This is a genomic window from Colwellia maritima (assembly GCF_022669015.1).
In the GTDB taxonomy this organism is placed as follows: domain Bacteria; phylum Pseudomonadota; class Gammaproteobacteria; order Enterobacterales; family Alteromonadaceae; genus Colwellia; species Colwellia maritima.
In genome coordinates this window covers 279,644-303,983 of record NZ_JAKKSL010000001.1, presented here as the reverse complement: position 1 = coordinate 303,983, position 24,340 = coordinate 279,644, and the positions used below count along the sequence as shown (strand labels likewise).

Here is a 24,340-nt window from a genome sequence, read left to right as displayed (position 1 = left end):
TTCCCTGCTATTTACCGATACAAAAAGAGCTAAAAATCTTACCGAGTAGATCATCACTGGTGAATTCACCTGTGATTTGATCAAGCTCTAACTGACAAATTCGTAGTTCTTCAGCTAAAATCTCTCCGGCGACATAAGATTCTAATTGTTCTAAACCAGTGATTAAATGTTTGGTGTGCATTGTTTAAAGCGGTTAAATGGCGTCTTCTGGCCATAAACCCACCTTCAGTACTACCTTGGTAACCCATGATTGATTTTAAGTGCTCTTTTAAGCTGACAACGCCTGAGCCTGTTTTAGCTGAAAGTGTTATTGCCGTGTGTTTTTTGTTATTTGTATCGGAAAATTCAGTTAAGCCAATATTCGTTTGCGTAATAGATGGATTTAGATCGGCTTTGTTTCTTACTAACGTTAAGCCAATATTACTGGGAAGTTTCTCAAAAAATTCAGGATAGTAGTTTTTTATATCTTGTTCATTTTCTAATATGTTGTGATTTTTACTGGCATCAACCATCAACAGTACTCTGTCAGCTTGATTTATCTCTTGCCAAGCGCGCTCTATACCAATTTGTTCAACTTTATCATCACTATCACGTAAGCCTGCTGTATCAATTATATGCAGAGGCATACCATCAATATGAATTTGCTCGGTTAATACATCTCGGGTTGTCCCCGCAATATCCGTAACTATTGCACTGTCTTTACCGCTTAAGGCATTTAATAAGCTTGATTTACCTGCGTTTGGTCTACCGGCAATAACAACGCGCATACCTTCTCTAATAATGCTGCCTTGTTGCGCCTGTTTACGTACGTCTTCAACTTTTTTGATAATAGCTTTAAGGTTGGTTACTATTTTTTTATCAGCAAGAAAGTTTATTTCCTCTTCTGGGAAATCAATGGCTGCCTCAACATACATGCGCAGATGAATAATGCTTTCTACCATTTCATTAACAAGTTTCGAAAAATTTCCTTGTAGTGAGTGCAGGGCAGAGCGTGCAGCTTGTTCAGAGCTTGAATTAATTAAATCGGCAATGGCTTCGGCTTGGGTTAAATCGAGTTTGTCGTTTAAAAAAGCTTGTTCACTAAACTCTCCGGGTTTTGCCATTATAACATTGGGCAATGCTAGAATTGCTTTAAGTAACATATCCAAAATAACTGGGCCACCATGACCTTGAAATTCAACAACATCTTCACCTGTAAATGAATTAGGTGCTTGAAAATACAATGCAATACCTTGGTCTAATACTTCACCATTCGTATTTGAAAAAGGTAAATATTCAGCTTTTCTTATCTCAGGTACTCGACCTAAAATGGCTTGAGCAACATTTTTTGCCTCTGGCCCTGATACACGAATAATACCAACACCACCACGCCCTGGTGCAGTTGCTTGTGCCGCAATTGTTGTTTTTCCACTAAGTTTGTTACTAGAAAATGATGTCATTAGTTGATGCAAGCCTAAAAATTCTGAAAAAATTGAAATAAAATATTTTACTGTATTTGATGAAATCTAACAAAAAAGCGATTTCATTATCTGAAACCGCTTTCCATTTTAACAAGTTAAAAATAGGTATTAATCAATGTTAACTTTCTTTTGCCTGTTTTTTCTTTTCAATACCGCTGAATATTATTTTCATTTGTACTATTGAAATCACATTACTTATAAACCAATAAAGTACTAAGCCTGAAGGGAACCATGCCATAAAAATAGAGAATACAACGGGCATATATTGCATTATTTTTTGTTGCATTGGATCTTGTATTGTCATTGGTTGCATTTTTTGCATTACAAACATACTTATACCCATGAGAACCGGCAATACATAGTAGGGATCCATTGCTGATAAATCTTGAATCCAAAATATAAAGGGAGCATGTCTTAATTCAACACTTTCTAAAAATACCCAGTAAAGTGCTAAGAATATAGGCATTTGTAATAATAAAGGTAAACAACCGCCCGCAGGGTTTACTTTCTCTTTACGGTACATTTCCATAGTGGCTTGCGACATTTTTTGTCTATCATCACCAAAACGCTCTTTTAACTGTGCCATTTTAGGGGCTAGTTCACGCATTTTTGCCATAGAGGTATATTGCGCTTTAGTTAGTGGGTACATACCACCTTTAACTATTAAGGTAATGATAATAATAGCAACACCCCAGTTAGTGACAAAACTTTGAATGGTTAGTAGTAACAGAAATAAATATTTACTAATCATCCATAAGAAACCGTAGTCTATCGTTAGATATAAGTTAGGCTCAATTTTCTTTAGAACTTCTTGGTCTTTAGGACCCACATATAAAATGGCTGAGGTTTGACCTTGTTGACCTGCGTCTATAGTGATTGAAGGACCTTTAAAGCCAATTACTGCTTCTTGGTTGTTACTATAACTGGTATACAGTTGATTATTATCGGCTGCATTAGGTACCCAAGCCGATACAAAGTAATGTTCAAGCATGGCAACCCACCACCTGGAGTAGTTTTGTTTAAGTTTGCTTCGGCAATATCATCAAAGTCATACTTTTCATAACGGTCTTCAGAAGTAGAGAAAGCAGCACCGCGGTAAGTTGGAAGCATGCCAGAAGACGTGTCTTTAAGTGTTGACTGTTTTAGTTGACCATACATTTGTACTGAAACACTGTTGCTAGTGTTGTTATTTATTAAGTATTTAATATCAACGCTGTAACTATCAACATGAAATGAAAAGCGTTTTATTACACTAAGACCATTGTTATCTTGAAAGGTTAAATCTACAGTCAGGCTCTCACCAACCAATTCATAGTTGCTTTGAACACTGCTATAAATAGGGCGCCCTTTAATAACTCTATCAACCCCGTTAGCACCTGTTAACCCAGATTGTGCAACATATTTTTGATTACCGTTTTGTAGAATAGTAAATGGAATACCATTACCTTGTTCGGTATCAAATTTACGCAGTTTCGCCTCAACTATATCACCACCTCGAGTATTAATTTTTATAATTAAATCATCTGTGGTCACACTAATTAGTTTCGCATTTGAAGCTATTTCTTTTGCAATGGGTGCTGTCGAATCACTTGACTCAGGAACAAATTCTGCATCATTAGCTTGTTCAATATTAGCACTTTGACTAATAGCGGGTTGTTCAACTGCCGGCGCATTTTGTGCTTGCCACTGACTAAATAGTAAGTAGGTAACAACCATAAGCGCAATAAAAAGCAGACTGCGTTGAGATTCCATAAGATTAATTTCTCTTGTTTTGGGTTGGCACGAGGTTTTTACCTCTTGCATAGTATTAATAGCAAAACATTTTAGACTAGGTTTAACTGCAAACCAACTCTCTTTTAGTATTAGAGTATAAAAATAGGTTTACCTTTTAGTTGTTCTGATTCTATTGTTCTTTTTTTAGTGGAGGAACTGGATCATCACCACCTTCATTTAACGGATGACATTTTATTATACGTTTACTTGCTAACCAACATCCTTTAATTACACCAAAACGTTCAATAGCTTGATGCGCATAACACGAACAAGTGGGATGAAACCGACAATTTGTTCCTAATATAGGACTAATAAAACGCCGGTAAGCTTTTATAAATGCTATGGCTAGTTTTTGTGGCGCTGAATTATTTTTCGCCATATTTTTGCTAATTCTTGATTGATTTCGGTATTATTGAGTTGATCAATACCCGACTTTACCATAACCACCATGTCGATAGCAGGTAAGTCATGCTGATTTAAGCGAAAACTTTCCCTAACAATTCGTTTTATACGATTTCGTTGTACGGCAAGTTTAACGCGTTTTTTGGCTATAGCTAACCCAAGACGATTATTTTTACATGAATCATTAGGTAGATTTGTAGGAGTTATTAGTATTGTAAAGTGGCGAGAACCAAATCTGATTGGTTTTTTAAATACACATTGAAAGTGATCGGGAGTCAACAGACGTGACTCCCGATTAAATTCATAAGTAACCGTGTTGGTTACCATCTTAATTCTATTTCTAAGTAAGAAAAAAAGTTAAGATTAAGCGCTAAGGCGCGCACGGCCTTTTGCACGGCGACGAGCTATAACAGCACGGCCATTTTTAGTTGCCATACGAGCACGGAATCCGTGGTTACGCTTACGCTTTAATACGCTAGGTTGAAATGTTCTTTTCATTACGCTAATCCGTCGGTTGTTGTTGCCCTAACAAAAAAGCTAGTTGAGCACACAGGTCTAAAAAAAGAGGGCGAATTCTAAATCTAACTAGCTTTGTTGTCAATGATTATCCCCTTTATTTTACAAAGATCTTTGTTTGATCGCTTCGATCGTGTTGTTTTTTATTTTTTGTGTATGTAAAAAAAGCCAATATTGTGAAAATATCCACAGGCTTAACGATATTACAAGCTTAATTAGTCAACTTTCTATTTTTTCTCTACATAAGTAAATATACTAAGCATAGTTTTTTAACTTTTATTTAATCTAAAAAACTCGTTATATTCTGGTTTTATAAGCCTTTGGTATTTTTTTATCAAAATAATGACGAATAGTTGCTTAACAATATTGCACTTGTGGATAAGTATAGAGATAATGGGCACACATAATAAAAATTTCCGTTTGTTTCTATTTTTCAGGTGTATTTTCCTGTCTTTTTTAAACAATGTTCTTATTGTGCACATTTTCACTTGTGACTTTGTTGATAATTTTGTGAAAATTAAATGTGCGTAATAAACGGTTAAAATATATTCCATTGGAGTTTTGGTTGGAACATTCTCTTTGGCAGCGATGCCTCACTGTTCTTCAAGAAGAATTACCAAAGACAGCAGTTTAGTATGTGGATTCGTCCCTTACAGTGTGTTGTTACGGAAAACATATTAACACTTTATGCCCCTAACCGTTTTGTACTAGATTGGGTGCAAGATAAGTATGTTAATAGGATCAACGAATTGATCACTATGACAGAAGGGGAGGATCCTTATCTTCTTAGGTTTGATGTTGGTAGCAAACCTGTAATAGCAACGTCTAATAATAGCGTTGATAATTCGGCAAGTGCCAATTTTAGCCCACATAAGAAATCTATCCCGTCTACTACGGAAACAAATCTACCTAATAAGCCTAATGTTAGAGTGAAATATACTTTTGACAATTTTGTTGAAGGTAAATCTAATCAATTAGCTAGAGCAGCAGCGTCACAAGTTGCTGACAACCCTGGTGCAGCTTATAACCCGCTTTTTATCTATGGTGGAACAGGTTTAGGTAAAACGCATTTATTGCATGCCGTAGGTAATGGTATATTACAGAATAATCCGAATGCTAAAATTGCTTATATGCACTCTGAGCGATTTGTACAAGATATGGTAAAAGCCTTGCAAAATAATGCCATGGAAAAGTTCAAGCAATACTATCGCAGTGTTGACGCTTTGCTTATTGATGACATTCAATTTTTCTGTGGTAAAGATAGAACACAAGAAGAGTTCTTCCATACATTCAATGCGCTACTTGAAGGTAATCAACAAATTATTCTAACGAGTGATCGATATCCAAAGGAAGTTGCTGTTGAAGATCGCCTTAAATCTCGGTTCGGTTGGGGGCTTACTATAGCTATTGAGCCACCAGAACTTGAAACCCGTGTTGCTATTTTAAAAACCAAGGCCCAAGAAAGTAATATTAATTTAGCTGATGAAGTTGCTTTTTTTATTGCTAAACGTTTACGTTCTAATGTCCGTGAATTAGAAGGTGCGCTTAACAGAGTTATTGCTAACGCCAATTTTACAGGCAGGGCAATTACCATTGATTTTGTGCGTGAAGCCCTACGTGATTTATTAGCTTTACAAGACAAGTTAGTTACTATTGATAATATCCGCCGAACAGTGGCAGAATACTATAAAATTAAAGTTTCTGATTTACTCTCAAAACGTAGAAATAGATCGGTAGCTAGACCTAGACAACTTGCAATGGCATTATCTAAAGAGTTAACGAATCACAGTTTGCCCGAAATTGGGGATGCTTTTGGTGGTCGAGATCATACTACCGTATTACATGCCTGTCGCAAGGTTAAGTCATTACGTGAAGAATTACATGATATTAAAGAAGACTATTCTAATTTGATTCGTACATTATCGTCTTAATATCTTTTAGTACATAATTATGTTTACATTAAATTTGCCCGTTACTATTAAATAATAATAAATTTGCTCAGAATCAGGAATATAGATGAGATTTTCACTTAACAGAGAATTACTACTTAAGCCATTGTTGTTAGTTTCAGGTGCTGTTGAACGAAAAAGTACGTTGCCTATATTGGGTAATATTCTTTTTGATATAAAAGGTCAGACTTTAACACTCACAGCGACTGATTTAGAACTAGAAATGGTTGCTCATGCACAATTGGATAACCAAGGTACTGATGGTAAAATCACAATACCGACTCGTAAGTTGCTTGATATCTGTAAAAGCCTACCTGAAAATTCCTTGCTTACCTTCAATGCAGAAGGAGAGGGTGATTCGGTTAAACTAATTTCAGGTAGAAGTAAGTATTCTTTATCAACCCTGCCTGCTGAAGATTTCCCAAATATTGAAGAATGGAAAGGCGATGTAGAATTCAAATTACTTAAATCTGACTTGTTACGTTTAATTGAAAGCACACATTTTTCTATGGCAAATCAAGATGTTAGATATTATTTAAATGGTATGTCTATTGAAAGTGAAGGTCATGAAATCCGCTCTGTTGCAACCGATGGACACCGGTTAGCTATTTGTAAAATATCTAATGATTCTATAACGTTACCTGCTAGACAAGTTATAGTTCCTCGAAAAGGTATTCTTGAAATTATCAGATTACTTGCTCCTGTTGATGAGGAAATTCAAGTTTATCTTGGTTCTAATCATTTACGTATTATTGACACAGAATTCTCTTTTACCAGTAAGTTAGTTGATGGTCGTTTTCCTGATTATCGCCGTGTTTTACCACGTAACGGTGATAAAGTTTTCGTTACTGACAAAGAGCAATTACGTCAGGTTTTATCAAGAGCTTCAATTCTTTCTAACGAAAAATTCAAAGGTGTACGTTTAAATTTCTCAAATGCGTTATTGAAAATCACTGCCAATAACCCAGAACAAGAACAAGCTGAAGAAGAATTAGAAATCGATTTTCCTTATGATGAACTAGAAATAGGATTTAATGTTAGTTATGTGCTTGATGTTCTCAATGCTATTAAAGATGATCAGGTTAAATTTACTTTAGCAGATGCAAATTCTAGCGTGGTTATCGAAGGTGCTGCTTCAGGTGAAGCCCTTTATGTTGTCATGCCGATGCGCTTATAGTTTTTTATTTTGACAAATTTTTAATGAGTGTAGATAAATTAATTACCCGTAACTTTCGTAATTTGCATGATTTGGATATTAACTTCCACAGTAAGTTTAACTTTTTTGTTGGTGATAATGGTAGTGGTAAAAGCAGCTTATTAGAAGCATTGTTTTACTTAGGACATGGTAAGTCCTTTAGAACGAGTAAAACTGAGGCACTTGTTTGCTATAAAAAATCTGATTTTGTTGTAAGTATTAAAAATGACAATAACTGTCAACTTGGTCTTAGTCGTAATGTATCTACGGGTGAAACTAATATCAAAATTGATGGTGAACGACATTATCGTTTATCTGTTTTAGCTAAGAACATAGCGATTCAGATTGTTACACCTGAAAGCTTCAAACTCTTTTTTGGTGGTCCTAAAGAGAGAAGAAGATTTATTGATCTTGGTATGTTTCACGTGGAACATGATTTTTCAACGCTATGGAAAAGTTTTAACAGGGTGCTCAAACAACGAAATGCTTGCATACGTTTAGGTAATAGTTCAAGTAATTCAAGTTCAATGTTAACTTATTGGACTGATCAATTCTGTGAATTATCAAAACAAGTCGCGCAGGTAAGGTTTGAGTATACAAGTGCAATAATCAAAGAATTAGATGTATGGTTAGCTATGTTGTTACCAGATTTAAAAAGTAGGGTAACTGTTCAATATTTACAGGGGTGGCCACAAAAAAAAGAATTAAAAGAAGTACTATTTGACAACATAATGAGAGAAGCAAGTTATGGATACAGTCTTTATGGTGCACATAAATTTGATGTTAAATTCCTTCTTGATAAACAATCATTGGAAACACAGTTATCACGAGGACAACAAAAGTTGTTTTTACTGGCATTAACTTTTGCTCAAGCAAAATTGATTGCACAAGTTAATCGAGTAAAACCAATTTTATTGATAGATGACATTGGTGCGGAGTTAGATATTAATTCCAGACGTGCCTTGTCATCTGCATTAGAACAACTTGATTGCCAAGTATTAATTACAGCAATTGAATGTGAGGTTTTACAACCATTTTTTGATCGTTTAGCTATAATAGATAACGATCATAAATATGATAGTTGTATTGATTCTGACAAGATAAACCCAGAGTCAAATTCGACTACAAAGCTTGAAAATTACAAAGTGTTTCACGTGAAACATGGCGAAATAACAGCAATGTACCCAGATAATTCTGAATGAAAAAACAGAAAAAGCAATTGAATAGGCTAAAACTATGACAGTAGAAAATGAATATGACTCGGCCAGTATTAAAGTATTAAAAGGACTTGATGCCGTACGAAAAAGACCAGGTATGTATATTGGTGACACAGATGATGGCACAGGCTTACATCACATGGTTTTTGAGGTTTTAGATAACTCAATTGATGAGGCCCTTGCGGGACATTGTACTGATATTGTTGTAACCATTCACTTAGATGGCTCGGTTTCTGTTATAGATAATGGTCGCGGTATACCAACAGAACTTCATCCAGAAGAAGGGGTTTCAGCAGCTGAAGTTATTATGACTGTGCTACATGCAGGTGGTAAATTTGGTGGAGCCGATTCTGGTTATAAAGTATCTGGTGGTCTTCATGGTGTTGGTATTTCAGTTGTGAATGCTCTGAGTAGTAAATTAAAACTAAATATTCGCCGTGATGGTAAATTATTTGAACAATTTTACTCTATTGGTGTTCCAGACGAACCGCTTAAAGTGGTTGGAGAAAGTGATAAAACAGGAACAGAAGTCAGGTTTTGGCCAAGCGTTGATGTATTCGCTGATGTGTTATTCCATTATGACTTATTAGTTAAACGTATTAGAGAATTGTCTTTCTTAAATTCTGGTATATCAATTAAATTAATTGATGAGCGCGAAGAAGGTAAGGAAGACCACTTCAAATTTGATGGTGGAATACAGGCTTTTGTAGATTATTTAAATACAAACAAAACACCAGTTAATGAAGAAATATTCTATTTTGATTTAGCAAGAGAAGATGGAATTATTGTTGAAGTTGCAATGCAATGGAATGATGGCTTCCAAGAAAGTATCCATTGTTTTACGAATAATATTCCACAAAAAGATGGTGGCACACATTTAAGTGGTTTCCGTACCGCTTTAACACGTACGTTAAATAGTTATATGGTAAAAGAAGGCCTTAATAAAACGAAGAAAGGCGGTAGCACAGAAACGAATGCTTCAGGTGATGATGCTCGTGAAGGGTTAACTGCTGTTATTTCGGTTAAAGTACCAGATCCTAAATTTTCATCACAAACTAAAGATAAGTTAGTATCGTCGGAAGTGAAGACAGCTGTTGAGCAAGCAATGGGTGAAAAACTTGGTGAATACTTGTTAGAAAAACCGGCTGTTGCGCGAACTATCATAATGAAAATTGTTGATGCGGCAAGGGCACGTGAAGCTGCACGTAAAGCGCGTGAAATGACGCGTCGTAAAGGTGCATTAGATATTGCAGGTTTACCTGGTAAATTAGCGGATTGTCAGGAAAAAGATCCAAAGATTATCAGAACTGTATATTGTGGAAGGGGACTCTGCCGGCGGGTCAGCTAAGCAGGGGCGTAACCGTAGAAACCAAGCCATATTGCCACTTAAAGGTAAAATATTAAACGTAGAAAAAGCGCGCTTTGATAAAATGATATCGTCACAAGAAGTGGGCACATTAATTACAGCATTAGGTTGTGGTATAGGCCGAGATGAATATAACCCAGAGAAATTACGTTATCATAGTATTATCATCATGACCGATGCAGATGTGGATGGTTCTCATATTCGTACTTTACTGTTGACCTTTTTCTATCGTCAAATGCCAGAAATTATGGAACGCGGTCACATCTTTATAGCACAACCACCACTTTATAAAGTGAAGAAGGGTAAGCAAGAGCGTTATATTAAGGATGATGATGGATTAACTGAATACTTAACAACGTTGGCATTAGATAATGCCTCTATTCATGTAAATGAAGATGCACCTGCTATATCAGGCATTGCATTAGAACAGTTAGTAATTCAGTTTAGATTTACGATGGAAACAATTAAACGCATATCAAGACAAATCCCGCCGATATTCTAGAGAAGATGATTTATAGTAAAAATATTGTCAAAGAAGACTTTTCTGATAAAGCAAAGGTTGATGAATGGTCAAAAGATTTAATTACTCAACTGGAAGATCAAGATGGCAATGGCTCGATTTATAGCGTAACTGTACAGTATAATACAGAACGTAATATTTATTATCCTCAGTTTATTGTACGTAAACATGGTATAGATAAAACTTATAGCTGTAGCTATGAGTTTATTCAGTCGAATGAGTTTGGGGTAATCACCTCATTAAATACGGCAATTAATGACCTGATGGAAGAAGGTGCCTATGTTAAACGTGGTGAGAAATCCAAACCTGTTACAAGTTTTGAAGAAGCACTAAACTGGTTAATGGCTGAATCAAAACGTGGCCAATATATACAACGTTATAAAGGGCTAGGTGAGATGAACCCAGATCAACTGTGGGAAACTACCATGGATCCCGCGACACGTCGTATGCTCAAAGTAACAATAGAAGATGCCATAGCAGCTGATCAACTGTTCAATACGTTAATGGGCGATAATGTAGAACCGCGCCGTGCTTTTATTGAAGAGAATGCACTGAAAGTTGCAAACTTAGATTTTTAGGCAAAGAAAGTAAAAAGTAGGCATATTGAGGGAAATATTTTACCTTAATATTAATTATATGCTCGGTCATCAAAACCGAGCATTTCTACTTTAAAACCGCACGTAATTAATGCGTGTAAATTTATAACTTATAGTGAATTTCAATACCCATGACTAGTTTCAATTGTAAAACGTTTCAAGGCCTAATCTTGCAGTTGCAAGATTACTGGTCACGACAAGGTTGTGTTATCGTTCAACCGTTAGACTTAGAAGTTGGCGCCGGAACATTCCACCCAATGACATTTTTACGCTCAATAGGACCAGAGCCTATTAGCAGTGCCTATGTACAACCTTGTAGACGACCAACAGATGGCCGTTATGGTGAAAATCCGAATCGTTTACAACATTATTATCAATTTCAAGTAATGCTAAAGCCTTCACCAAAGAATATACAAGATTTATATCTCAATTCATTAAAAGAGCTTGGTATCGATCCGCTTGTGCATGATATTCGTTTTGTTGAAGACAATTGGGAATCACCTACGTTAGGTGCATGGGGTTTAGGTTGGGAAATTTGGCTCAATGGGATGGAAATAACACAATTTACTTATTTTCAACAAGTGGGCGGCTTGGAATGCACGCCAGTTACAGGTGAAATAACCTACGGTTTAGAACGTTTGGCCATGTACATTCAAAATGTTGATAGTATTTATGATCTAGTATGGACTGACGGTCCAATGGGTACCGTATACTATGGCGACGTATTCCATCAAAATGAGGTTGAGCAATCTACTTACAATTTTGAATATGCCGATGTAGATGCATTATTCGGTCAATTTGACCAATGCGAAAAAGATAGTCAAAAATTAATAGCAGCTAACTTACCATTGCCGGATATGAGCAAGTAATGAAAGCATCACATGCATTTAACTTACTTGATGCCCGTCATGCCATATCAGTAACAGAACGTCAGCGTTATATATTACGTGTTCGGACTTTATCTAAAGCCTGCGCAGAAGCCTATTATGCTAAACGTGAAGAGTTAGGGTTTCCCTTGTGCAAGAATGATATGGATAAAGATAAAAAAATAAAAGAATCAGTTACAAAAGGAGAAAAATAATGACGACTGAAACTCTCCTTATCGAACTTGGAACAGAAGAACTGCCTCCGAAATCACTAAAAACATTAGCGACAGCATTCTTTGATAATATTAAAAATCAGCTAGATAGTGGTGATTTAAGTTATTCCGATATTAAATGGTTTGCTACGCCTCGCCGTTTAGCGGTGCAAGTATTTGATTTAGTAGCTAAACAGCAAGATAAAATAGTTGAAAAACGCGGACCGGCAGTTAACGTTGCTTTTGATGAACAAGGTAAAGCAAGTAAGGCAGCAGAAGGTTGGGCTCGTTCTAATGGCATTACTGTAGAGCAAGCTGAGCGTTTAATTACACCAAAAGGTGAGTGGTTACTATATAAAGCAACGGTTGCCGGTAAAGCGATTAGCGAACTAGTACCTGATATGGTTTCAAGCGCTTTACATAAATTACCGATTGCAAAACCTATGCGTTGGGGTGCCGAACGTACTCAATTTATTCGTCCAGTTCATACGTTAACAATGATGTATGGTGATAAAATCATTGAAGGTGCAGCGCTTGGTGTTATTTCAAGCAATCAAGTGCAAGGACATAGATTTCATCATCAAGGTTTAATAACCCTTAGCCATGCTAATGACTACCAAGCAGAATTATTAAAAGCCTATGTTGAAGTAGATTATCAAGCTCGCCAAGATAAAATTGTTGCGCAAATCAAACAGGTTACAAAAGATATTTCAGCGGTAGCATTAATTGATGAAGACTTGTTAGAAGAAGTTACCTCATTAGTTGAGTGGCCAGTGACTTTGGTAGGTACCTTTGATGCTGATTTTCTTAACGTGCCAAGAGCCATTAATTTACTCAATGAAAGACCATCAAAAATACTTTCCAGTAACGACAACCGATGGCGAGTTAGTAAACAAGTTTATTTTTGTTAGCAATATCGAATCAAAAGACCCAAGTAAAGTAATATTTGGCAATGAAAAAGTCATACGCCCACGTTTAGCCGATGCCGAGTTTTTCTTTAAAACCGACCAAAAGCAAACACTTGAATCAAGATTGTCGACGCTAGAGTCAGTATTGTTCCAAAAACAGTCAAGGGTACATTAAAGGCTAAATCAGAGCGAATAGCTGAACTGAGTAAAGTGATTGCTCAGCACTTAGGCGAAAACAGTGAAGATGCTTACCGTGTTGGTTTGTTAAGTAAAACCGATTTAATGTCTGATATGGTTTTAGAGTTTCCACAAGTACAGGGGACAATGGGTAAGTATTATGCCATCAATGATGGTGAAAGCTCAGCAATAGCACAAGCATTAGAAGATCAATATCGACCTCGGTTTGCGGGAGATAGTTTACCTGAGGCTAATATTGGTTGTGCCGTTGCTATCAGTGATAAAATTGACACCTTAGTAGGCATCTTTGGCATTAATCAGCCACCTAAGGGGGATAAAGACCCTTTTGCGCTTCGAAGAGCGGCAATTGGTGTAATACGTATTATTATTGAAAAACAGCTTGATTTAGACCTTAAAACGCTTATTGATGAAAGTATCAAGTTATTTGGTGGTGCGAAAGGTGATAAATTATCAAATGACAATACTGCAACCAATGTATTTGATTTTGTAATGGGACGTTTTCGTGCTTTTTATCAAGAGCAGGGGATTGCTGTTGATGTAATACAATCAGTATTAGCTAAAAAACCGAGTGCTCCGTTAGATTTTGATAAACGTATTAAAGCAGTGAGTTATTTTGGTAACTTACCTGAAGCTGAAACATTGGCGGCAGCGAATAAACGTGTTGGTAATATACTTGCCAAGTTTGATGGGCAACTTTATACAGATTTTAAAACAGAGTTGGCAACGGAACAGGCAGAAAAAGACTTAGCAATAACTTTTCATGCAATCAGTTTGAAAGTAGCGCCACTTGTAGCTGATAAAGACTACCAAGCTGCATTAACAGAGTTAGCGCAATTGAAATCGCCGATTGATACATTTTTTGACAACGTAATGGTCATGAGTGATGATGAAGCGGTAAAAATAAACCGATTAACTTTACTGAATGAAATACGTAATAGTTTCTTTGCAATTGCAGATATATCGCTATTATAAAGTATTTATTTATGACTAGATGACAGTTTAAAAGAGCAATTTAGTTGTTCTTTTTTTTTGCATTGTGGTCTGATGTAGAGGTTAAGTCAAAAAGGGAAACTAACAACATTAAAGATGAGGGCCTTGAGCTAGATCAATTCTTAAAATTAATATAGGTGTAAAGTATTAATTAGGAACGATTGAATTGATAGATAATTAAAAGCGTACAGGAGAATACTATGACATTAGAAAAACATGACCTTCATCACGAATTTCCAGAGTTTGAAGCTGAAATCCACCATCTGAAAATGAATGATAATCATTTTATGCGTATTTTTAATGACTACCATGAAGTCAATCAAGAAATTCATCGTATAGAGCAAGGTGTAGAAAATACAAGTGATGAATATTTAGAACAGAAAAAAAGGAACGTCTACAATTTAAAGACGAATTATTTGTGATGTTGAAAAAAGCAGAATTACCCGCTTAATGCATAAAATAGGGCAAACATGGCGAGGGGCTACTTATACTAGCTCTTCCTAATCACATATAAATAAGGTTTTTGATCTGTTTTTTTAGCAACAAGATCATGCTCCATAAATTGGCAAAAACTAGGTATATCACGCGTGGTTGACGGATCATCGCACGAGATTAGTAAGGTTTCGCCACTCAATATCTTTCGTATTTTTAGCCGGACCATCATGACTGGCTCAGGGCAACGTAAGCCTATAGCATCGAGGGAGTGATCCGTTTGTTGGAAAATGTCACTAGGCATAAATATAAGTTCATCAGATGAAATTGCTATTGTCATCGTATTCTACACCATTTTTATTTATACTCTAGCGTAATGAATAGGTTTTACGGATAGAGAAGTTAATGTTAACTAGTTTAGTGTTTAAACGAGTATTAGCGCTAATAATAGTGATTTATAGCTCAAGTTTGTGTGCAAGTGAGCCGTTAAAGTTAACCGTGAATAAAATTCAGCAGGAAAATTTTATCAAAGCCGAAAAGCTGACACATAAAAGTAATTCTGCACAATATCAAACACTTTATAATCAACTTCATTATTATCCTCTGCAGCCTTATTTAGATCAGCAACGTTTGATACATAAAATGAAGCTTTCCGATGCAACAGAAATTGATACGTTTTTAGAAAAATATCAAGGAACACCATTAGACTGGCCACTAAGGAAGAAGTGGCTAAACTATCTCGCTGATAAAAAGCAAGGCTTGTTATTTTTGCAAGCATACAAACCGACATCAAATGTTGAGTTAACATGTCACCAACTAAACTTCAGTTTGCAATCAGGAATACCTGAAACAGTGATTCTCCCACAAGTAACAAAGTTGTGGGTTGTGGGTAGATCTCAAGATAAAGCTTGTGACCCACTCTTTGAGCGTTGGCAGAAAGCCGGATATCGTACTAATGATCGTGTTTGGCAACGTATTAGCTTAGCTGCAGATGGTGGAAAACACACACTGATACCTTATTTAACCAAATTATTACCAATTAATCAGCAATATTTGGGGAAGTTGTGGCACAAAGTTCGACGTGATCCTTCCATTGTCAGTAAATTAAAATATTTTCCTAATAATTCAGATAAGGAAACAGAAATATTAACTTACGGCTTAAAGCGGCTAATATGGCGCCACCCTGAAACAGCATTGAGTAGTTATAAGAAAGCACAATTGAAATTTGCTTTTACCCAAACACAACAACAAGAAATTACTGAAAAATTTGCATTAGCATTATCATCAAAAAAACATCAGTTAGCACAATTATGGTTAGACAAGCTTGATTTTAATTTACTAAGTAAAAACATGCTGCAATGGCGTTTATCTCAAGCCTTGAAACAAAGGGACTGGGAGCGTCTAATTATTGAAATAAAACAATTGCCTAGCCTATATAAAGATGATTTAAAGTGGAAGTACTGGTATGCGAGGGCGTTAATAGAGACAGGTTCGCATGAGCGGGGTGATCTGGTATTGCAACAAGTTGCTAATGAGCGGCATTATTATGGTTTTTTGGCCGCTAGTTATTTAAAAATCCCCGTTAATTTGCAAAACAAGCCGCTAAATTTTACGTTGGTAGAAAAGCGTAACTTGATCAGTTATCCTGCGGCTAAAAGAGCTTTTGAATTTCATTCTATGGGCCGATATAGACAGGCAAGGTCGGAGTGGAATTATTTGATTTCTCAATTAAATGACCGAGAAAAATTGGTTGCTGCAAAAATAGCGAATGAGAATCAATGGTTTGATCGAACCATTTTTACCTTGGCGAATGTTGGTTATTTAGATGATGTAGCGCTGCGTTTTCCTAAAGCTTTTGATAAAGAGATTAACTACTATGCTTTAGCACAAAAAATAGCCCCTTCTTGGGCATTTGCTATAGCGCGCAGAGAAAGTTCTTTTATGCATGATGCTAACTCACCCGTAGGCGCAAAAGGATTAATGCAATTAATGCCTAATACAGCGAAACACCTGAAGAAAGGTAAAATAAATACGCGCTATTTATTAAATGCAAAGAATAACATTCAATTAGGTACTAAATATTTAAAAATACTACTGGGTAAAACAAATGGTAATGCGGTGCTTGCCACAGCGGCCTACAATGCAGGACCTTATAGGGTAGGTACATGGGTTGATAATGCACAATCAGTTCCGGCTGATATCTGGATTGAAATGATCCCTTATAAAGAAACCAGAAATTATGTTAAAAGTGTTCTTGCATACCAAGAGATTTACCAGAATAAACCAGGGCAGGTTAGTCAGATTTTTGAAAACGTAATCAATATGAGTATTGGCGGTTAATTTCATTATTATTTATTAGATAAAATGAAGTGTAAAAAAAGCTGCACAACTTTAGATAAGCGTCATAATGCTATTATAGCTTGCTAATAATAGGGTGTGTTATGATATCGCAAAATTTTCGGAGGGTTTATGAGTACATTATCCAACAAGTTGAAAGAAGAATATTCAGCACATATTGATTGTTTACAGCAACGCACCAAACAAGCGTTGTCTTATGAAAAAATTGAAGGTGTTGTTATCCACTCAGGCCAAGAAATAAAAGCATTTCTTGATGATAATGCATACCCTTTTAGAGTTAACCCTCACTTTAAACATTGGTTACCCTTAATCGATGTACCTAACTGTTGGCTGATTGTGAACGGTGAAGACAAACCAACGCTTATATATTATCAACCTGTTGATTTTTGGCATAAAGTAATCCCTTTGACCGATGATTATTGGCATGAGTTTTTTCATATTAAAGTGCTGACTCAAGCAAGTGAAGTTGATAAATTACTTCCTTATGATAAAAAAGATTTTGCTTATATTGGTAGTCATATTGAGGTAGCAAAAGCGTTAGGTTTTGAAGATATTAATCCTGAACGGTTACTTAATTATATTCATTATCACCGTGCTTATAAAACGGCTTATGAGCAAGTTTGTTTACGTCAATCAAATGCGTTAGCGGTTAAAGCCCATATTGCGGCAAAAAGAGCCTTTTTAAATGGAGGGACTGAGTATTCAATTCAAAGTGCTTACCTCAGTGCTATAGGGTATACCACCGATGAAACTCCGTATGGAAATATTGTAGCCTTAAATAAGAATTGCTCTGTTTTGCATTATATGGCATTGGATAAAACTCCACCGCAACTTCATAAATCTTTTTTAATTGATGCAGGCGCAAATTTTAATGGTTATGCAGCAGATATCACTCGCACTTATGCCTTTAAACAAGATAAATTTGCAGACTTAATATTACGTATGAATGAATTGATGTTAAACGCTGTCAATGGTTTGAAACCAGGCGTTAACTATGTTGATCTACATATAGCAACGTACAATGAAGTAGCAAAAGTATTAGCTGAATTTAATTTTATTAAAGTGAGTGCTGAAACAGCAGTAGAGTCAGGTATTGTTAGTACATTTTTTCCTCATGGGTTAGGGCATCATTTAGGTTTGCAGGTGCATGATATGGGTGGGTTTATGGCTGATGAACGTGGAACTCATATAAACGCACCTGATAATCATCCATTTTTACGTACTTCAAGAACAGTTGAAGCCGGTCAAGTGTTTACGATAGAACCTGGTTTGTATTTTATTGATTCTTTATTGAGAACATTAAAAGAATCAGCTTATAGCGATCAAATTAATTGGCCTAAAGTGGATGAAATGCGTGATTATGGTGGTATTCGTATTGAAGATAATATCATCGTTCATCAATCTCATAATGAAAATATGACACGTGATTTAGGGCTAGATTAATCGTAATGGTTACACCATATAAGATAGCCGTTAATAAGGTTGAGCATGAAACTGTTGTCAACCGAAGTCGCTTTATTTGTTTCTTAGAGCCTTGTGAGAGTATTGAAGAAGCTAAAGAACAAGTAAAGCAATGTCAGCTTTTACACCCGCAAGCAAGCCATTATTGTTATGCTTTCCTAACAAAGGCTGCTAATAATAGTTTGGGTTATGGGTATTCTGATGATGGTGAGCCTAGTGGTACAGCGGGGAAGCCTATGTTAGCCGTTTTACAAGGCGGGGGGATTGGGCAGGTTTGTGCTGTTATTGTACGATATTTTGGTGGAACAAAGTTAGGTACTGGCGGTTTACAGCGTGCGTATGGAGATAGTGTTCGTCAAGCGTTGGTTTTTTTACAATCGAAAACTAAAATAGCGATGGCGACAAAAACATTAGCATGTCAATATAACCAAGTTGATGATGTACTACATATAATTAGCCAAGTACAAGGGCAGGTTATTGAACAAGAATATCTACAGCAAGTGCAATTTAAGCTTTCTTTACCTAAAGCAGAATTAGCTTGGATAGAACATAAACTGCAAACATTATCTGCAGGAGAGCTATCACTAACCCCATCGGATAATTTGTAACTTGGTTTATAGCTGAAATAAATAAAATAACAATGAAAATAAAACGTGCAATATAAAAATATTATTCGAATTTTAGGTTTATTGGTGGCATTACTTAGTGTCACTATGCTACCACCTGCCTTAGTTTCTCTTATCTATCGTGATGGCGGTGGGGTACCTTTTTTACTGGGGTTTTTATGGTGTTTATTTACGGGGTTTTTAGCCTGGTACCCCAATCGAAATCAAAAAACAGATTTAAGAGCCCGAGAAGGCTTTTTGATAGTCGTATTATTTTGGTTAGTTTTAGCAAGTTTTTCTGCTATTCCTCTTATTCTTCTCGAACAACCATCACTGTCGATAACGGACGCTTTTTTTGAGTCATTCTCTGGCTTAACAACAACTGGAGCAACCATTCTAACGCATATTGAAGGCTTGCCTCATGCTGTATTGTGGTATCGCCAACAATTACAGTGGCTAGGGGGATGGGAATCATTGTTTTAGCTGTTGCTGTTTTGCCTATGTTGGGTATTGGTGGAATGCAGTTGTATCGTGCAGAAATTCCTGGACCGGTTAAAGATTCAAAAATGACGCCAAGAATCGCTGATACGGCTAAACATTTATGGTACATCTATTTATCGTTAACTATTGCCTGTGCAACGGCTTATTGGTTGGCGGGCATGTCAGGTTTTGATGCTATTTGTCATTCTTTTTCCACAATAGCTATTGGTGGTTTTTCTACCCATGATGCAAGTATGGGGTATTTTAACAGCCCTGTTATCAACTTTATTTGTGTGTTTTTCTTGATTATATCAGGTGTTAATTTTGCGTTGCATTATGCTGTACTACAAAGTAAATCCCTCAAAAATTATTTTTATGATCCTGAATTTAAAGTTTTTATTGCTATTCAGTTAATGTTAACTCTAATTTGTTTCACAGTACTGATGACATCAGGTACTTATCAAGATTCTGATAAAGCATTTGATCAGGCATTATTTCAATCTGTATCAATAAGCACCACTGCCGGTTTTACAACCACCTCATTTGCAGATTGGCCTACGTTATTACCTATATTATTGATTTTTTCTAGTTTTATTGGTGGTTGTGCGGCCAGTACAGCGGGTGGAATGAAGGTTGTACGTGTATTGTTACTTTACTTACAAGGCGTACGTGAGTTAAATAAATTAGTTCATCCTAAGGCTATATTCAGTATCAAAATTGGAAAAAAAGTGCTGCCAGATCGTGTTGTTGAGGCTGTTTGGGGATTCTTTTCTGCCTACGCTGCTGTGTTTGTTATTTGCATGTTATTACTTTTAGCCACAGGTATTGATGATATTACTGCTTTTACCGCAGTTGCAGCTGCTATTAATAACCTTGGCCCAGGATTAGGTGAAGTTGCTGCCAATTTCTCAAGCATTGGTGATGATAGTAAATGGGTATTGATTATGGCTATGTTATTTGGTCGATTAGAAATATTTACCTTGCTAGTGTTGTTTACTCCTGGATTCTGGCGCACTTAATAATGCAAAACATTATTAAGTGCCACAATATTTTAAAGCCTAAAAGTAAATAGCACTCACTTGGAATAACTTTTCAACATCGCTGATATAACGTTTATTAACTAAGAATAAAATAACATGGTCTTCTTCAATTATCAGTGTATTTGAGTGCGCGATTAATACTTCAGTGCCACGAACCACTGCCCCAATTGTTGTACCTGGTGGTAGCTTAATATCTTTGATGGCACGACCAACTACTTTTGAAGATTTTTCATCGCCTTTAGCAACAATTTCAATTGCTTCAGCAGCACCACCACGCAAACTATAGACATTATCTATTGTTCCACGTCTAACATGAGTTAGTAGTGCTGAAATTGTTGCTTGCTGAGGTGATATTGCAATATCAATAGTCCCACCATGTACTAATTCAATATAGGCATCTCGTTGAATAAGAACCATGGTTTTGCGTACCCCAAGCTTTTTAGCAAGCAGTGATGACATAATATTAGCTTCATCGTCATTGGTAACAGCAATAAACACATCAAATTGCTCTATGTTCTCTTCAGTTAATAACTCTATATCAGAAGAGTCGCCATTGAAAACTAAGGTATTATTTAATTCAGAGGTAAGCAGAGCTGCTCGTTCTGGAGATCGTTCTATTAGTTTTACTTGGTGATTATTTTCTAATATACGTGCTAAACCAAGACCTATATTACCACCACCAACAATCATGATGCGTTTATAGGCAGCTTCCAATTTCTGTAATTCATTCATGACGGCACGAATATGAATACTGGCAGCAATGAAAAACACTTCATCATCTGCTTCAATCACTGTTGTACCTAATGGTCTAATAGGCTTTCCATTACGGTAAATGGCGGCTACACGTGTATCTACATTGGGTATATGGTCTCTTAGGGTTGATAATGCATGACCAACCAATAAGCCACCATAATAGGCTTTTACTGCTACTAAACTAACACTACCATTAGCAAATTCTAGCACTTGAAGTGCTCCAGGGTAGTCAATAAGCCGTGCTATATCACGAGTAACCAATTCCTCAGGTGCTATAACGTGATCAATAGGTATTTGGTTTTTATGAAATAAAGGCTCGGCATATTTTAAAATTTGGTTTGAACGAATGCGAGCAATTTTTTTATGGGTATTAAACAATGATGAGCAAATTTGGCAAGTAATCATGTTAGTTGCATCATCTGATGTAACCGCAATAACCATATCCGCATCTTCTGCACCGGCTTTTTTTAATACGTCTGGATAACAACCTTGACCTGTAACTACTTGAAGATCCATTCTGTCTTGTAATTCACGCAGCTTTTCTCCGTCAGTATCCACAACAGATATTTCGTTATTTTCACCTACTAGGTTTTCTGCTAATGTTCCGCCTACTTGGCCTGCACCGACTATTATAATTTTCATTTTGTTATTTTTATTCTCAAGTTCTGTATGTACGTCTTGAATTTTATATTAAGTTTTTATTTTTAATAACTTAGCGTAATAAAAACCATCCATGTTATTTATACCGGGTAATAATTGCCAACCAATATTATTGTCATGTTCGGCATTCTCAAAAGGCAATAACTGCGCATCAGGATGATGCTCAAGAAAGTGTACTATTTGTTGACTGTTTTCTTGCGGTAAAATACTACAAGTAGCATAAAGTAAAGTACCACCAGGTTTAAGCAAAGACCATATTTCTTTTATAATTTGCTGCTGTAAAATCATTAAAGCATCTATATCAGAAGCTTTACGTAGCCACTTTATGTCGGGATGGCGGCGAATAACACCTGTGCCTGAGCATGGGATATCCGGAAAATACGGTCAAAGTACTGTCCTTGCCACCATGTTTTAGCATTGGCTGCATCAGCAGCTATGACGGTTGCTTTTAAACCTAATCGAGCAAGATTTTCTTCTACTCTTACTAAGCGATTCGCTTCAATGTCAATGGCTGTCATTGAAGCAATCTCTGGGGTGAACTCTAAAATATGACAGGTTTTTCCACCGGGTGCTGCGCAGCAATCTAGTACTACATCATCTTTTTGGCAATTTAGCAGCCGAGCGGCTTGTTGTGCTGCACCATCTTGAATTGACACCCAACCTTGTTCAAAACCAGGTAAGTTCAATACATCTGTTGGGTGTGTTAATTCAATAGCTTGACTTAATGGCTCTACAGAATTAATTGATATTTCTGCTGTTTCGAGCAGTTTTTTATAATCATTAATAGTGTGATGTTGCTGATTTACTCTTAACCACATTGGCGGTTTTTGTTGGTTTGCATTGAGTATTTGTTGCCATTGTTGGGGGTAACTTTTCTGTATTTCTTTGATAAACCAACTGGGATGATTATATTGAATTGAAAGAGGTAAATCAGATGTAGGTAAGGGTGCCTCTATGGCGTTTTCTCTAGCGCGTAAATAGTTTCGAAGTACACCGTTAATTAGCGCTTTCATATGACGATTTTTAAGTGCCCCTGTAGCACCAACAGTTTCACTTACAGCGGCATGGTCAGGAATACGCATATATTTAATTTGGTATACCCCGACCAATAATAAAAAATGAAATACGCGTTGTTTTCCTGTTAAAGGCTTTTGGATTAAACCTCGAACGTCATGCTCTAATTCAGGTAAAAAACGTAACACACCGTAACAAATCTCTTGTAATAAGGCCTTATCTTTTATTGAGGCTTTATCTTGTTGTTTTGGCAGCTCGTCTCCAAGACTACGGCCTTGATCTATTACGCTGTAGCAACATTTAGCGGCTAATGCTCGAACATTAACTCGTTTTTGTTTATTGTCTTGAGTTATCGATGTCATTTAACTAGCATCACTCTTGATAAAAGCACCATTAATATTAGTGCCGAGCGTAAACCACTCAGATCGACCATTTAAGATATCTTGAACTGGCAATGCTTTTTTGTTTGGTAATTGTAAAACTTCTAAACAAATTGCGCCTTTTGCTGTGGCAACAACAATGCCTGCTTTATCTACCGAGAGAATGGTTCCTGCAGGCTCTGAACTTTGTGTTTCGTTAATTGAAGCTTGCCAAACTCGAATTCTATGTTGTTTTTTATCTTGGGTACCTTCTGTAAAGGTAAACTGTGCAATTGGCCAAGGGTTGTAGGCTCTAATTTTTCGATCTATTTCATTTGCTGTCAGTTGCCAATTTATTTCCGCTTCAGCTTTTTCTAGTTTATGTGCATAAGTAGATATATCATCATTTTGTCTGGTCGCACTATAATTCTCTTCTGCCATCAATACTAACGAATCGATTAATGCTTTTGGACCAAGTTGAGCAAGCTTTTGATAAAGGCCGGCACTTGTATCAGTATTTTCAATAGGGCATTCAGCCGTTAAAATCATATCACCAGTATCAAGCCCTTTATCCATTTGCATAATGGTTACGCCTGTTTTTTTATCGCCGCTTCTAATGCGCGTTGAATAGGAGCTGCACCTCGCCATTTTGGTAATAAAGAACCATGAACATTAATGCACCCTAAACGTGGTGAATTGAGTATAACTTCAGGAAGCAATAAACCATAAGCAACCACCACCATAACATCGGCATTGTATTGAGCTAATTGTGCTTGGTCGCCTGTGTTTTTAAAGTTAATAGGTTGTTCAACAGGTAAGTTATGATCAATAGCTAATAATTTGGTGGCGCATGCGGTTAATTTCTTCCCTCGTCCTGCCGGTTTATCAGGAGGGCAATAAACAGCGACAACATTGTGTTGGCTATTAATTAGTGCTGCCAAATGTTGGGCAGCAAAATCAGGCGTGCCAAAAAGATAATATTTAATGGTTTTGACAAAAGAGCTATCCTA

Annotated in this window: 11 protein-coding genes and 9 pseudogenes; 11 read left to right on the top strand and 9 right to left on the bottom strand. The window is 36.4% G+C overall.

Features of this window, described 5'->3' with window-relative positions; all coding sequences use genetic code 11:
• Positions 1 to 7 precede the first annotated feature (7 nt).
• The 5 genes and pseudogenes from mnmE to rpmH all read right to left on the bottom strand — a co-directional run bounded on the left by mnmE (position 8) and on the right by rpmH (position 4,133).
• Positions 8 to 1,439 (bottom strand): annotated as a pseudogene (gene mnmE, locus L3081_RS01520) (tRNA uridine-5-carboxymethylaminomethyl(34) synthesis GTPase MnmE).
• Between the two features lie 139 nt (positions 1,440 to 1,578).
• Positions 1,579 to 3,212: pseudogene (yidC, locus tag L3081_RS01515) on the bottom strand (membrane protein insertase YidC).
• A 151-nt stretch (positions 3,213 to 3,363) separates the two neighbouring features.
• Positions 3,364 to 3,612, bottom strand: coding sequence for a membrane protein insertion efficiency factor YidD (gene yidD / locus L3081_RS01510; RefSeq protein WP_242282939.1), 249 nt, complete (start codon positions 3,610 to 3,612; stop codon positions 3,364 to 3,366).
• Positions 3,579 to 3,962 carry a ribonuclease P protein component gene (rnpA, locus tag L3081_RS01505; RefSeq protein WP_242282937.1) on the bottom strand — a complete coding sequence of 128 codons (384 nt, stop codon included), beginning with the start codon at positions 3,960 to 3,962 and terminating at the stop codon, positions 3,579 to 3,581. Before rnpA ends, yidD begins: the two co-directional genes overlap by 34 nt.
• A 36-nt stretch (positions 3,963 to 3,998) precedes the next feature.
• Positions 3,999 to 4,133 (bottom strand): 50S ribosomal protein L34, encoded by a 135-nt coding sequence (rpmH, locus tag L3081_RS01500; protein WP_011045771.1) that lies wholly within the window; start codon positions 4,131 to 4,133, stop codon positions 3,999 to 4,001.
• 583 nt (positions 4,134 to 4,716) lie between these two features.
• Between rpmH and dnaA the strand changes: the two are divergent.
• The 7 genes and pseudogenes from dnaA (at position 4,717) to L3081_RS01465 (ending at position 14,590) form a co-directional block, all read left to right on the top strand.
• Positions 4,717 to 6,082: pseudogene (dnaA, locus tag L3081_RS01495) on the top strand (chromosomal replication initiator protein DnaA).
• A gap of 85 nt (positions 6,083 to 6,167) precedes the next feature.
• Positions 6,168 to 7,277 (top strand): DNA polymerase III subunit beta, encoded by a 1,110-nt coding sequence (gene dnaN / locus L3081_RS01490; protein WP_242282935.1) that lies wholly within the window; start codon positions 6,168 to 6,170, stop codon positions 7,275 to 7,277.
• A 23-nt stretch (positions 7,278 to 7,300) separates the two neighbouring features.
• Positions 7,301 to 8,497: a DNA replication/repair protein RecF gene (gene recF, locus L3081_RS01485; protein WP_242282933.1), complete on the top strand. Its 1,197-nt coding sequence runs from the start codon at positions 7,301 to 7,303 to the stop codon at positions 8,495 to 8,497.
• Positions 8,498 to 8,531: 34 nt separating this feature from the next.
• Positions 8,532 to 10,976, top strand: a pseudogene (gyrB, locus tag L3081_RS01480) (DNA topoisomerase (ATP-hydrolyzing) subunit B).
• 149 nt (positions 10,977 to 11,125) lie between these two features.
• Positions 11,126 to 12,075, top strand: a pseudogene (glyQ, locus tag L3081_RS01475) (glycine--tRNA ligase subunit alpha).
• Positions 12,075 to 14,150 (top strand): annotated as a pseudogene (gene glyS, locus L3081_RS01470) (glycine--tRNA ligase subunit beta). Before glyQ ends, glyS begins: the two co-directional pseudogenes overlap by 1 nt.
• Positions 14,151 to 14,368: 218 nt before the next feature.
• Positions 14,369 to 14,590 (top strand): HP1242/YdcH family protein, encoded by a 222-nt coding sequence (locus L3081_RS01465; protein WP_338027059.1) that lies wholly within the window; start codon positions 14,369 to 14,371, stop codon positions 14,588 to 14,590.
• A gap of 68 nt (positions 14,591 to 14,658) precedes the next feature.
• Here the strand turns inward: L3081_RS01465 and tusA are convergent, their stop codons facing one another.
• The gene (tusA, locus tag L3081_RS01460; protein WP_242285461.1) at positions 14,659 to 14,904 is read right to left on the bottom strand and encodes a sulfurtransferase TusA; all 246 of its coding nucleotides are present in this window, start codon (positions 14,902 to 14,904) and stop codon (positions 14,659 to 14,661) included.
• A 101-nt stretch (positions 14,905 to 15,005) separates the two neighbouring features.
• Between tusA and L3081_RS01455 the strand changes: the two genes are divergently transcribed.
• The 4 genes and pseudogenes from L3081_RS01455 (at position 15,006) to L3081_RS01440 (ending at position 20,523) form a co-directional block, all read left to right on the top strand.
• Complete coding sequence (locus tag L3081_RS01455; protein WP_242282931.1) at positions 15,006 to 16,940, top strand: transglycosylase SLT domain-containing protein; 1,935 nt, start codon at positions 15,006 to 15,008, stop codon at positions 16,938 to 16,940.
• 129 nt (positions 16,941 to 17,069) lie between these two features.
• Positions 17,070 to 18,401: a Xaa-Pro dipeptidase gene (pepQ, locus tag L3081_RS01450; RefSeq protein WP_242282929.1), complete on the top strand. Its 1,332-nt coding sequence runs from the start codon at positions 17,070 to 17,072 to the stop codon at positions 18,399 to 18,401.
• Positions 18,402 to 18,406: 5 nt separating this feature from the next.
• Positions 18,407 to 19,027 carry a YigZ family protein gene (locus tag L3081_RS01445; RefSeq protein WP_242282928.1) on the top strand — a complete coding sequence of 207 codons (621 nt, stop codon included), beginning with the start codon at positions 18,407 to 18,409 and terminating at the stop codon, positions 19,025 to 19,027.
• A gap of 45 nt (positions 19,028 to 19,072) precedes the next feature.
• Positions 19,073 to 20,523, top strand: a pseudogene (locus L3081_RS01440) (TrkH family potassium uptake protein).
• A gap of 39 nt (positions 20,524 to 20,562) precedes the next feature.
• On the opposite strand, the gene trkA reads toward L3081_RS01440, so the two are convergent.
• The 3 genes and pseudogenes from trkA to fmt form a co-directional block, all read right to left on the bottom strand.
• The gene (gene trkA, locus L3081_RS01435; RefSeq protein WP_242282927.1) at positions 20,563 to 21,939 is read right to left on the bottom strand and encodes a Trk system potassium transporter TrkA; all 1,377 of its coding nucleotides are present in this window, start codon (positions 21,937 to 21,939) and stop codon (positions 20,563 to 20,565) included.
• Positions 21,940 to 21,987: 48 nt separating this feature from the next.
• Positions 21,988 to 23,333: pseudogene (gene rsmB, locus L3081_RS01430) on the bottom strand (16S rRNA (cytosine(967)-C(5))-methyltransferase RsmB).
• A pseudogene (gene fmt / locus L3081_RS01425) lies at positions 23,334 to 24,327 on the bottom strand (methionyl-tRNA formyltransferase). It abuts the pseudogene before it with no gap.
• Between the last annotated feature and the right edge of the window lie 13 nt (positions 24,328 to 24,340).

Bases quoted from the DNA above. Each gene is read 5' to 3' on its own strand.
- yidD (WP_242282939.1), bottom strand. From the start codon at position 3,612: ATGGCGAAAAATAATTCAGCGCCACAAAAACTAGCCATAGCATTTATA.
- recF (WP_242282933.1), top strand. From the start codon at position 7,301: ATGAGTGTAGATAAATTAATTACCCGTAACTTTCGTAATTTGCATGAT.
- tusA (WP_242285461.1), bottom strand. From the start codon at position 14,904: ATGCCTAGTGACATTTTCCAACAAACGGATCACTCCCTCGATGCTATA.
- rnpA (WP_242282937.1), bottom strand. From the start codon at position 3,962: ATGGTAACCAACACGGTTACTTATGAATTTAATCGGGAGTCACGTCTG.
- pepQ (WP_242282929.1), top strand. From the start codon at position 17,070: ATGAGTACATTATCCAACAAGTTGAAAGAAGAATATTCAGCACATATT.
- L3081_RS01455 (WP_242282931.1), top strand. From the start codon at position 15,006: ATGTTAACTAGTTTAGTGTTTAAACGAGTATTAGCGCTAATAATAGTG.
- L3081_RS01465 (WP_338027059.1), top strand. From the start codon at position 14,369: ATGACATTAGAAAAACATGACCTTCATCACGAATTTCCAGAGTTTGAA.
- rpmH (WP_011045771.1), bottom strand. From the start codon at position 4,133: ATGAAAAGAACATTTCAACCTAGCGTATTAAAGCGTAAGCGTAACCAC.
- dnaN (WP_242282935.1), top strand. From the start codon at position 6,168: ATGAGATTTTCACTTAACAGAGAATTACTACTTAAGCCATTGTTGTTA.
- L3081_RS01445 (WP_242282928.1), top strand. From the start codon at position 18,407: ATGGTTACACCATATAAGATAGCCGTTAATAAGGTTGAGCATGAAACT.
- trkA (WP_242282927.1), bottom strand. From the start codon at position 21,939: ATGAAAATTATAATAGTCGGTGCAGGCCAAGTAGGCGGAACATTAGCA.